The organism is Clostridium sp. UBA7791 (assembly GCF_002480755.1).
Lineage (GTDB): Bacteria > Bacillota > Clostridia > Clostridiales > Clostridiaceae > Clostridium_J > Clostridium_J sulfidigenes.
The window spans coordinates 543092-555309 of record NZ_DLCT01000005.1; the positions used below are offsets into that span (position 1 = coordinate 543092).

Genomic DNA, 12218 nt, shown 5'->3' on the forward strand with positions numbered 1-12218 from the left:
ATGGGAAGAAAAGTAGGATTACAAACAGTAGAATTATTGACAAAACCAAGACTTATAGCTACATATACCGTTGTTGGTCCCAAAGAAGGGGAAGGTCCATTAAAGGATAATTTTGACGAGATTCTAGAGGATGATTTATGTGGTTGTAAGACCTTTGAATCGGCAGAAAGTAAAATGCAACTACATGTAGTTCAAGAAGTACTTAAAAAAGCACACCTTAAAGAACAAGATATCTCTTATGTTTTTGCCGGGGATTTAATAAATCAATTAATGCCATCTTGTTTTATGGCAAGAGAAGTAGATATTCCATTTTTGGGTTTATATGGGGCATGTTCAACATTTATAGAAGCACTTTCACTAGCATCAATATGTTTAGAAGCAGATATAGGTAATCATATGATGGCAGTATCTTCATCTCATTTCTCATCATCAGAGCGTCAGTTTAGAGTACCTCTAGAAATGGGAAGTCAACGAGCTCCATCATCTCAATGGACGGTTACAGGTGCAGCAGCGGTGGTATTAGCTAAAAAGGGAAACAATGTACCTCGTGTAACTCATATTACCCTTGGTAAGGTAAAGGATTATGGAATAACTGACCCTAATGAAATGGGAGCAGCCATGGCTCCAGCAGCAGTTGATACTATAAAACAACATTTTCAAGACACAGGTAGAAAGCCTAGTGATTACGACATCATTGTCAGTGGAGATTTAGGTTCTGTTGGTAAGCAAATAACTACTGAGTTATTAAAGGAATATGGCTATAATATAGGATCAAATTATATTGATTGTGGTGATGAAATATTTGATTGTAAATCACAGAGTACCAACTGTGGAGGTAGTGGAGCAGGATGTTCTGCTACAGTTATGAGTAGTATGATTTATAAAGGAATGATACAGAAAAAGTATAAAAAGGTGTTACTAATTGCTACAGGAGCTCTTCTAAGCACCATATCTAACTATCAAGGTGAAACTATACCAGGTATAGCCCATGCCATTGCTCTAGAGTTTGGGGGTGAATAAATATGTGGGGAGATTTTCTAAGGGTTTTTGTAGTTGGTGGAATCATTTGTGTAATAGGTCAAGTTTTAATGGATACCACAAAATTAACTCCATCTAGAATATTAGTTATCTTTGTAGTATCAGGGGTAGTTCTTCAAGGATTTGGCATATATGAAAAGATAGCTGAGATTGGTTTATCGGGAGCTAGGATTCCTCTACCTGGATTTGGATATTCCTTAGCTAAAGGTGTTATGGAGGAAGTTGATAAAAATGGTTTATTAGGAATTGTTACAGGAGGTGTAAGTGCTACTTCTGCAGGTATAGCGGCTGCTGTAGTATTCGGATACCTAATGTCAGTACTATTTGACTCTAAAACGAAGTAAAGCATATAAAAAGTCTTCTCAAATTTGTGTATTTGAGAAGACTTTAATTTTATAGTTTTATAATAGAATTATTTAGCCTCTTATACTATTACTAAATATTTTAGGGATCATAGTATAGATATTTAACAGATGATTGAAAGCTTCAGGCTTACTTTCACTATTTCCAGTGTTACCTTCATCTCCAGTATCACCACCAGGATCAGATGGGCCTACAGGAGGTGTAGTTGTATCACCAGGATTTGTATTTTCACCAGGTTTATTAGGATTAGGTATTTTATCTTTATTTTTATCTTTATCCTTTTCTTTATCTTTATCTTTATCTTTTTCTTCAACCTTATATTCTGTAGGATCTTTAGCCACTGGAGCTAGGTATTTATTATCAAGCATGTTACCAGAATATAATCTAGTATCACGAGTTATAAATACTACCTTTTGTATTTTATCTTTAGGTGTTTTATCAGAAGGTAAGTAGTATTTACCATCAGCAGCCTTTACAACGTCAAGTTCCACATGGATATTATCCAGAGTAGTTGGTTGAGTACCACTTATAAAGATTTCAGAGTAAATTCTATTTCCCCTAGGATCCCTCTTAGTAAGCGCCGTTGGAAGGGTTCCAGAATCTTTAGAAATATAAGCACTAGTTAATCCACCAGGAGCCTGAAGAGATTTATATTCAAGCCCCTCATGAGCTGCTGCCATAATCTTACCCCATAGACCAGCTGGAACGCTACTACTAGTAAAAGGTAATTCCTTACTATTATCATAGCCCATCCATACAGCGCCTGAGTAGTAAGGTGTTAATCCACTGAAATAAAGGTTTTTGGTAGATTCAGAGGTACCAGTTTTACCCCTAACTTCCATATTCCCAAATCTTGCTTGTGGACCTGTGTTGTTCACAGAACCTTCAAGCATATCATAAACAATATAAGCTGTTTGTGGAGAAATTACTTGTTTAGATTCAAGTTTTGGCTCGAGTAGAACTTTACCATTCTTATCAGTAACCTTAGTATATATTCTTGAAGTAGTCATATTTCCTTGATTTCCAAAGGTACCAAAGGCTTGAGCCATTTCATAAGGTGTAGTTCCATCTATTTCACCTAGAGATAAAGCAGAAATACTAGTTCTATCTCTATCAGTTATACTTAATCCAAATTTTTCTCCATAGGATGCTGACGTATCTAAACCTATTCTATCAACTACAGATACTGCCACGGTATTTTTAGAAAGAGCAAGAGCATCACGGATAGTAATATATCCGTCAAATACATAATTCCAGTTCTGTGGAACGTAGGAACTGCCTTTATCTGGATATTTAGAACCAATAGAAGTTGGTAATGGACCATCTACAAATACCGACCCTGCAGTTAAAGTTTTACCTTCAATAGCTGGAGCATATACAGTAAGTGGCTTTATACTAGAACCTGGTGAACGTAGGAAGGTTTGACCATCCTTTCCAACAGAGATAGCTCTATTATAAGACATAGCTGGTTGATCACCAATACCACCAATTATAACTTTAACTTCACCCTTAAGATAATCTGTTATTATAGCAGAGGCTTGAACTCCATCTGCCTTAGAGCCTTGAGTATCTTTAAGATAATTGTTCATAATTTTTTGTACTGAATCCTGAAGTTTTCTATCCATGGTTGTATATATTCTTAAACCACCAAAGGTGATTTTTTCATAGGCTTCAGCTTCAGTATATCCATAGGTTTTCATTAAATCCTTTGCCACTTGTTTTATTACAGGTCTTGAAAACCATTCATAAACCATTTTGTCACCCTCTAAAGTTGAGAAATTTAGCATAAGAGGTTCTGCTAAAGCAGTATCATATTCCTCTTGAGTTATTTTTCCCAGCTCTAGCATTTTAGCAAGAACCAATTTAGTTCTTGGTGAGTCAAAGGCTTCTTTCTTTTCAAAGGCTTCATAGGCATTCATATAAGATATAGTTGGATTCTGAGCAGCACTTGCTAAAAATGCACATTGCTTAAGGGTTAAACCATCTGCTACAGATTTTCCAAAATACATGGTTGAAGCAGCTTCAATTCCGTGAGCGTTACCGCCTAAAAAGATAGTATTCATGTATTCGTTAAGAATTTGTTCCTTAGATAGAAGCTTTTCTAACTTACGTGCCAAATAAATCTCCTGAACTTTTCTTTCTATATTAGCTCTATTATTTATAGAATCTTCAAGGAAAAACTTATACTTAACCAACTGTTGAGTAATAGTTGATGCACCTTGGATTTCATCATTAGATAAACCAAGAATTATTTTAGCATCTTGGATTACAGCTCCTCCAAGTCTTCTTATGTCAACACCTTTATGTTCTAAAAATCGTTGATCTTCAATACTTACAAAGGCGTCCTGTAGATATTTAGGTACTGTAGATATATCTACAGAGATTCTCTTTTCAGGAGTCTTATACTCATCCATTTCTTTTCCTTTATTGTCATATAGAAGTGTAGTTTCTCCATTAGATAAAAATATATCAAGATCAAGCTCTGGAGCTGTTTTAATCATGCCAGATATAATACCAAAACCAGCAGCTGCACAAGTTATTATTAAAAGTAGTAAAACTATATATATTACTTTAAAGACTTTACGACTTTTCTTCTTGGGCTTTTTTTGCTTAGGTTTAATTTTTTTATTTTCTCCCATATTCTCCTCCTTTTATGATGAACATATCTTCGATACTATATTATAACTTATATGCTAGTATAAATACAATATAGTATTCTTCAATGAAGTTCTTATACATATACATATATTAGATATTGAATAATTTTATGTAACATATTATACATTTATTAACATTATACCACATTTATAAAGGAGTAATACTATGAAATCATCTTTGAAGTTAAAATTTACCATAATAACTTTTTTAATTATGACTTTTTTAATAACTTTTATATATACTTTAGATAAAATTATAATGCCAACGGTAAAATTAGTGGCAGATGCACAGATGAGAGCAGAGGTCACTAATATAATAAATAAAACAATTTTCCAGGAATACTCTAAGAATTTTAATTATAATGATATAATAAAATTTGATAAGGATAATGATGGAAACATCATAATGATGTCAGCAGATACTTTAAAACTAAGTGAAATTGCTACATTGACTGTATTAAAAGCACAAGATGAATTAGAGGAAAAATCTAAAGTAGACATAAAGATACCCATGGGATATGTGACTAAAAATAATATTTTAGGTAGATTTGGTCCAGATGTAAAAATAAGAATGAGGCCAATAGGGCATATTACTACTAGATATATATCCGAATTTGAAGATGCAGGAATAAATCAAACTAGGCATAAAATTTATATAGAAACAACCACTAGAGTAAAGATGATTATGGCAGTATCTTCTAGTGAGTTAGAAATAGTTAATGAAATACCTATAGTTGAAACCATTATAGTTGGAAGGGTACCAAGTACTGCAATACAAATGGATCTTAACGGTAATTAGAAAGTGTGATGCTAATCACTGAATAAATTCTTTATATATCATACTATTTATGTAAATAAATATAGATATATGAAAATATATAATTAATTTAAATAGTAGGAATTTCCTATAGAATAAATAATTAAAGAACAGGAGATGAGTAATATGGATCAATGTATAAAATTTTATAATGCCTTAGCTAAATATTATGATGATATTTTTCCAGCACCATTAGGTAAAAAGAAGTTTGCTTTAAAGAATATAGAAAAGGGTGGATTTGTTTTAGATATTGGATGTAGTACTGGAGAAACTACAGAATATATTTCTTCACAAGGATATAGGGCTTTAGGCATAGACTTAGACCAAGAAATGATAAGAATAGCTAAGGATAGGTATAAGGAAAGTGATACTTTGAAGTTTGAAGTTATGGATATGAAAACTATAGCTAAGTCCTTTGGAGAAGAGTTTAATGGTATTGTATGTATAGGGAATGTACTTCCTCACCTAGGCGGAAAAAGTCAAATAAAAGAATTTTTAAAAGGATGCTATGAAGTATTAAAAAAGGATTCACCATTATGTATTCAAACTATTAATTTTGATAAGGTGAAGAGAGAGCATATTAAAGAATTGCCTCTTATTGATGGTCCTAAAGTTAAATTTGAAAGGTTTTATAGTATTAAACCAGATAGTGATATTGTAAAGTTTACGGGAAGAATAACTGATAAAGAAAATAATGAGATTTTAGAAAACACAGTAGATCTATTTATGTTAGAAAATGAAGAGTTATTTGAAATGTTAAAGGAAATTGGATTTGAAAAATCCTGGAGCTACGATGATTTTAATAGAAGTACCTATACAGGAAATGCTCTTCCTTTAATAGTAGAGGCTATTAAGTAGAAAATTATAGTAATGTAAATATATAATTTAATAAATAAAAAAACATACTAGAAGTTAATAAGTTAATATTAGCTTTTAGTATGTTTTCATGTTTTTTCTTCTATTAATATATTAAGTATTTAAAACATTTGTAAGGTTATTATTTAGATTCCCAGTTAAATATGTAAGGAATATTTCTATATAAGTCACCATAATTTAAGCCATATCCAACTACAAATAAATCAGGAATCTCAAAACAACAATAGTCTGGAGATATTTCTACAGTTCTTCTTTCTGGTTTGTCTAAAAGAGTACAGCATTTTACACTTTTAGCACCCAACTTTTTAACGTGTTCAACCACAAAGTTCATAGTAATACCACTATCTACAATGTCATCTACTACAAGTACATCCATACCTTCAATATTATCAGGTACATCTTGAACTATTTTACAAGTACCACTAGTTTCTTCGCCATGACCATAGCTTGATGTAGTCATAAAACCTATAGTTGTAGGTACAGTAATTTCTCTAACTAAGTCAGCAGCAAATATGAAGCTTCCTCTAAGTAGAGATAATACGTAAACAGTTTTTCCATCATAGTCTTTAGAAATTTTTGCTCCAATTTTAACTACAGCCTCATTGATTTCTTCTCTAGAAAAGAGAACATTTCTTTGTTTATCTTCCATGTAATCACACCTCAATTTATATTTACATTAATGTTTTCATAGTATAAAATTAAGGTGAAATTGTCAATAGTATAAAATGTATAAGAATGCAGTGTTTGTTTAATGTAGAAAAATTATTAATAAAGAAAAATAAGGTTTGGAGATGATTATATGATAAATGGAAATACTGATGGAGTTAAAAACTTCATCTTGAAAAAGTTAGATACTATATATGATATGAGATTTCAAAAATCAGACATATTAACTGAAGAGTTAGCAGAACTTCTAAGAGAGGTTACCCTTGAAATTGAAAGAGAGGTTAGCGTTGCTATAGATAGAAAAGGAAGTGTTGTTAGTGTTGCCATCGGAGACAGCTCAACAGTTGAAGTTCCTATGATTGACACTAGAGAGGGGAGATTATCTCAAGTGAGAGTAATCCATACCCATCCCAATGGAAATCCTAAACTATCCGCATTAGATTTATCTGCACTTCTAAAATTAAAACTAGATTGTATAGTTGCCATTGGTGTATCAGAGGATAAACCTCTAATTTATAATATGGGTTTCTGTGATGTGAAGGATAACATGCTCATAGAAGAAGAAGTTGAAAATTTAACTATCAATAAAGTTTTAAGCTACAAGTTTTTAGATAAGGTTAGATATATTGAAGATGTTTTTAAAGTAGATAACATAGTGGAAGATAATTCAGAAAGAGCGATATTAGTATCTATAGAAGATGAGGAAAGCCTAGCTGAGTTAAAGGAACTTACTAAAGCCTGTGATGTAGAGCCAGTTTTTGAAATACTTCAAAAACGTAATAAAATTGATTCAGCTTATTTTATAGGTAGTGGTAAGGTTGAAGAAATAGCATATTTAAGACAGTCACTAAGAGCCAATGTAGTAATATTTGATGAGGAATTATCAGGATCTCAAGTAAGAAATCTAGAGCAAGCTATAGGAACAAAGGTAATTGATAGAACTACTCTTATTTTAGAGATATTTGCAAGGAGAGCCAGAAGTAAGGAATCTAAAATTCAGGTAGAGTTATCCCAGTTAAAATACAGATTAAGCAGGCTTAGTGGATTAGGAACTATGCTTTCAAGAACAGGAGGGGGTATAGGAACAAAGGGACCAGGAGAGAAAAAGCTAGAGACAGACAAAAGAAAGATCAGAGATACTATCTATGATTTAAATAAAGAATTAGAAAAGATAAAAAGTATAAGAGCAACCCAAAGAGAAAGAAGAAGTAAGGATAATATTTCTAAGATATCATTAGTGGGATATACTAATGCAGGAAAATCTACCCTTAGAAATGCTCTTTGTGAATACTCACCAGTTAAGTCAGCTACGGTAAAAGAAAAAGTTTTTGAGGCTGATATGTTATTTGCAACCTTAGATATTACAACCAGGGCTATGGCTCTTCCAGACAATAGAGTTGCCACAGTAACAGACACTGTAGGCTTTATAAGAAAATTACCTCACGATTTAGTAGAAGCTTTTAAATCAACTTTAGAAGAGGTAGTTTATTCAGACTTATTACTTCACGTAGTAGATGCATCTAGTAATGCAGCAGAAAAGCAAATAACAGTGGTAGAGGAAGTACTTAAGGAGTTAGGTGCAGGAGATAAGCCAACTTTATTGGTGCTCAACAAAATTGATAATTCTAATGATGATATTTTAAATTCTTTAAAGGAAACATTTAATAACTATTCTATTTTAGAAGTTTCAGCTAAACATAAAATCAATTTTGAAGAGTTGCTAAATAAATGTACAGAAATACTTCCTTATAAATTAAAAACCTTTAAGGTATTAATACCATATAGCGATTCATCATCAGTTGCATATCTACATAGAAATGCTTTGGTAGAAAGTGAAGAGTACGGTGAAGAAGGTACTATTCTTGTAGTTCAAGGTGATGATGAGGTCTATAACAAAAGTTCAAAATATATTATAGAGTAGTAACTAAAGTATCATTATATTGTTAGGAGCGAAGTTAGAGCATTATTTGAAGGGGAGAGTAGGGAGAAAATTTGAGTACAGGATTAGTTAAATATGATTGGAATTTCATTGAAAATTATAGTGATGAAGAAATCAGCTATTTTCTAAGCTTAGAAGGAAAATCTATAGAAGCCATATGTAAAATTAGAAATTTAGATAGAGCCACAGTTCAAAAACATCTCATAAATTGCAAAATAAAATACAGGTTTTTAGTTAAAAGTGAATCGTCATCAGATCTATTTAAATCCCTAATCTTAGCAGCTAAGGAAGAAAGAATTTTGGTTTTGAATAGTTTAGATAGAGTTAATAAAGAAAAGTTAATTCATTTTTTAGTTAAAAACTATATGGAGCTAGGACTTAAGGACAAAGAAGCCGCCATATGGATCATGGGTGAACTTAGAAGTAATGTCACTGTAGACATACTTATAAAGGCAACGGTTAATAATCATGTAAATATTAGAAGAATGGCAATTTCAGCTCTTGGAAAAATAGGTAATTCAAGAGCTGAGAGAGCCCTTATTAGAGCTTTGGAGGATAAAAATCCTCAAGTAATAAGTTATGCAGTTAAGTCCTTACAGAAGATAAGCAGTGGAGAAGCCGATGATAAAATAAGAGCTTTATTTAATAGTACTGATAAAGAGTATATTAAAAAGGCTTGTGAGGGTTATATTAAGCAAAGAGATAATGAAGAATTAAATTTTCAAGATATAAGTGACGGAGATAAAAATAATGATTAATATTTTATTATCTATATTATGCAGTTCTTTAATAGCTATTGTATTTAAGTTTAGTGAAGGTAGAGAAAGTAATAGATATATGGTAACTAGCATAAATTATCTATCAGGAATGATGGCAAGTATAATAATGATGGGAAGTTTAAATATTTTCCACATAAATTGGTTTTCTATGTTTATGCAGGAATTTAATCAGGTACTTATAAGTGGACAACTTTTCTCTAAAGAAGGAACAGGAGCTTTAGCAATAATTCTAGGTATAATAACAGGTATTTTATATTTTTTAAGTTTTATTCTATATCAAAAATCTGTAGGAAAGAATGGAGTATCTGTATCTGCAACTTTTATGAAGCTAGGAGTATTAATACCTACAATTTTATCTGTTATACTATTAGGAGAGACCATAGAATTATTACCTATATTAGGAATAATCTTGTCTATCATAGCTATAATAGTTATAAATCTAAATAACAAAGAAGAACAAAAGGTTAAAGATACTATGAAAGTAGATTTAATACTTCTTTTTATACTAGCTGGTGGAGGAGATTTTGTAACAAAGCTATTTCAAAACTTTGGTATGGTACAATATAAAAATTTATATTTATTTTATACTTTCCTAACGGGATTTACTATAAGCTTAATTATGTTAATTATTAAAAATAGAAAAGTAAAGTTAATAGATATGTGTTTTGGTGTCATGGTAGGTATTCCTAATGTATTAATGCCAAGCTTTTTAATAAAGGGCTTAGAAGAAGTAAGAGCAGTTATAGCCTTTCCTATGGTAAGTGCAGGAACTATTTTAATCACAAACTTTTGTGGAGTTATATTCTTTAAAGAAAAGTTAGGGAAGAAGGAGATTACTGCTATAGTACTTACCATAATAGCCATAATACTTATGAGCTAACAGTCTTCGAGAAATCTTCATTATGGTTTAGAGTACAGAAATCTATTTTAAATATTATAGAGGGGGCTTAAATATGAGTTATTTTACAGTGAAAGGGAGTGCTACTTCAGAATTTCAAGAAAAGAAATCTACATTTATAGGATACATAAAGAGAGTAAATACTGAAGAAGAAGCAAAGAACTTTGTAAATGAAATAAAGAGTATGCATAAAGAAGCAACCCACAATGTTTATGCTTATATGGTGGGAGAAAATAAAGGCATACAAAGATACAGTGATGACGGTGAACCCCAAGGAACAGCAGGCATTCCAGTTTTAGAAGTCATAAAGAAAAATGATTTAACCGATGTAGCGGTGGTAGTTACTCGTTACTTTGGTGGTATTCTTTTAGGGGGAGGTGGGCTAATAAGAGCTTACTCTAAAGGAGCCTCTTCAGCCATTGAAGAAGTAGGTGTTGTAGAAAAAGTAAAGGGCTTAAAATTAAGATTTACTTTAGAATATGATTTAATAGGTAAAATACAATACCTATGTGGTACAAATAATTGGCATATTGAAGATACCATATATACAGATAAAGTGGAGTTATCACTGTTCACAGAGGTAGAAAATAAGGAAACAATAATTGCAGATTTTGTAGAGGCTACTAGTGGAAAAGTAACTATATGTGAAGAGGATGAAGAGTATTTATTTAAAGAAGGATACAGATATTATAGAGCTATTGAAGGATAGCTCTTGAAATTTGAAATTATTAGACATATTATGTTATAATAGGTACATTGATTTTAAAGTTAATAATTATATATATAGTACAGGAGGAAGTTAATATGTCAGGACATTCAAAGTGGCATAATATCCAAGCTAAAAAGGGTAAAGCAGATGCTAAGAGAGGTAAAATATTTACTAAAATAGGTAAGGAAATAGTTGTTGCAGCTAAAAACGGTGGCTCTAATCCAGAGACAAATGCTAAGCTTAGAGACGTTATAGCAAAAGCAAAAGCAGCTAATATGCCTAATGATACAATTACTAGAGCAATTAAAAAAGCCGCAGGAGAGTTAAGTGCAGTAAACTATGAAACTATAATCTATGAAGGATACGGACCAGAAGGAATAGCAGTTATAGTTGAGTGTCTTACTGAGAATAAAAATAGAACAGCAGGAAATGTAAGATACGCCTTCTCTAAACAAGGTGGAAATATGGGAACCGTTGGATGTGTAGGCTTCATGTTCCAAAGTAAAGGTGAAATCATCATAGAAAAAACTGATTCAGTAGATGAAGATGAGTTAATGATGATGGCTTTAGATGCAGGTGCTGAGGACTTTGTAGCTGAAGATGAAGTATTTGTAGTAACTACAACTCCAGAAGACTTTGGTACTGTGAGAGAAGCCTTAGAATCTAACGGAATAGAATTCTTAGAAGCAGATGTTAAAATGATTCCAGACACATACACTGAAATTAATGAAGAAGTTGCGACTAAATTCCAAAAGATGTTAGATGTTTTAGAAGATGATGATGATGTACAAAATGTATATCATAATGCTGAATTCCCAGAAGGATGGGAAGGGTAGTAGTGAGTAACCGTTGGTATTACTAACTTTGAAATTTATTCATTAATTACTAATAAATAATATGATTATGACATACAATGATTATGAATGATATGTGTTTAAAATTGCAAGTTGCTTTCTATAAATAGGATAGTAAGTAACTTGCAACCATATAATTTAACTTTAATGTTGCATTATTAATAACAATATACCCTTAATGATACTCTTGTTGAATTTCATGTTGCGTTTCATCCATCTTAGGCTTTATTAGTTGTATTATTATTGATTGTAGCATAAACTATAACAAAATATCATAAATGATAATTGAACTAGTTGTCTTTTACATAAAATAACTTCTTATTTTATTAAGTAATCTTAAGGAGGATGTATAGAATGGGATTAATAGTGACTCTAGTGAAAGAAGCAAAACCTTATGATAAGAATAGTATGGAATCATTGTTAATTAAATTTGATTCTATTACTAATAGTTTACCAAGGAAGCTAAGATATGACTGTGCTAAAAATAATTTATTTAATTAGGGAATATCTTTAACTTATCTGAGGGAACATTAGTAAATTACATCAAGAAATCCTTATATTAGATTATTATAGTCTAAATAAAACTCATATTTAATGAAGTTGAAATGGATAATTAATTTTC

The 12218-nt window shown here is 31.4% G+C and carries 12 protein-coding genes; 10 read left to right on the forward strand and 2 right to left on the reverse strand.

Annotated features, from left to right (window positions below; all coding sequences use genetic code 11):
* Positions 1-1020 (forward strand): stage V sporulation protein AD, encoded by a 1020-nt coding sequence (spoVAD, locus tag B3Z56_RS07990; RefSeq protein WP_150844476.1) that lies wholly within the window; start codon positions 1-3, stop codon positions 1018-1020.
* Between the two features lie 2 nt (positions 1021-1022).
* Positions 1023-1382: a stage V sporulation protein AE gene (gene spoVAE / locus B3Z56_RS07995; protein ID WP_346848632.1), complete on the forward strand. Its 360-nt coding sequence runs from the start codon at positions 1023-1025 to the stop codon at positions 1380-1382.
* Between the two features lie 72 nt (positions 1383-1454).
* Here spoVAE and B3Z56_RS08000 read toward each other — a convergent pair whose 3' ends face one another.
* Positions 1455-4040 (reverse strand): transglycosylase domain-containing protein, encoded by a 2586-nt coding sequence (locus tag B3Z56_RS08000; protein WP_346878555.1) that lies wholly within the window; start codon positions 4038-4040, stop codon positions 1455-1457.
* Between the two features lie 184 nt (positions 4041-4224).
* Here B3Z56_RS08000 and yunB point away from each other — a divergent pair, with 184 nt between their 5' ends.
* A complete protein-coding gene (gene yunB, locus B3Z56_RS08005) occupies positions 4225-4857 on the forward strand; it encodes a sporulation protein YunB (protein ID WP_346878556.1) in 633 nt (210 codons plus the stop codon).
* 144 nt (positions 4858-5001) lie between these two features.
* The gene (locus B3Z56_RS08010; protein ID WP_035134424.1) at positions 5002-5733 is read left to right on the forward strand and encodes a class I SAM-dependent methyltransferase; all 732 of its coding nucleotides are present in this window, start codon (positions 5002-5004) and stop codon (positions 5731-5733) included.
* 139 nt (positions 5734-5872) lie between these two features.
* On the opposite strand, the gene hpt is transcribed toward B3Z56_RS08010, so the two are convergent.
* The gene (hpt, locus tag B3Z56_RS08015; protein ID WP_346848635.1) at positions 5873-6400 is read right to left on the reverse strand and encodes a hypoxanthine phosphoribosyltransferase; all 528 of its coding nucleotides are present in this window, start codon (positions 6398-6400) and stop codon (positions 5873-5875) included.
* A gap of 150 nt (positions 6401-6550) precedes the next feature.
* Here hpt and hflX point away from each other — a divergent pair, with 150 nt between their 5' ends.
* The 6 genes from hflX (at position 6551) to B3Z56_RS08045 (ending at position 12097) form a co-directional block, all read left to right on the forward strand.
* Positions 6551-8338, forward strand: a complete 1788-nt coding sequence (gene hflX / locus B3Z56_RS08020; protein ID WP_346877786.1) for a GTPase HflX — start codon at positions 6551-6553, stop codon at positions 8336-8338.
* Positions 8339-8409: 71 nt separating this feature from the next.
* Complete coding sequence (locus tag B3Z56_RS08025; RefSeq protein WP_346878557.1) at positions 8410-9114, forward strand: HEAT repeat domain-containing protein; 705 nt, start codon at positions 8410-8412, stop codon at positions 9112-9114.
* Positions 9107-10015, forward strand: coding sequence for an EamA family transporter (locus B3Z56_RS08030; RefSeq protein WP_346848637.1), 909 nt, complete (start codon positions 9107-9109; stop codon positions 10013-10015). The genes B3Z56_RS08025 and B3Z56_RS08030 overlap by 8 nt, the downstream gene beginning before the upstream one ends.
* 73 nt (positions 10016-10088) lie before the next feature.
* Complete coding sequence (locus B3Z56_RS08035; protein WP_346878558.1) at positions 10089-10742, forward strand: YigZ family protein; 654 nt, start codon at positions 10089-10091, stop codon at positions 10740-10742.
* A 95-nt stretch (positions 10743-10837) separates the two neighbouring features.
* Entirely contained in the window at positions 10838-11578 is a 741-nt protein-coding gene (locus B3Z56_RS08040; protein WP_035134436.1) for a YebC/PmpR family DNA-binding transcriptional regulator, read from the forward strand.
* A 372-nt stretch (positions 11579-11950) separates the two neighbouring features.
* Entirely contained in the window at positions 11951-12097 is a 147-nt protein-coding gene (locus B3Z56_RS08045) for a hypothetical protein (protein WP_346848644.1), read from the forward strand.
* Positions 12098-12218: the final 121 nt, after the last annotated feature.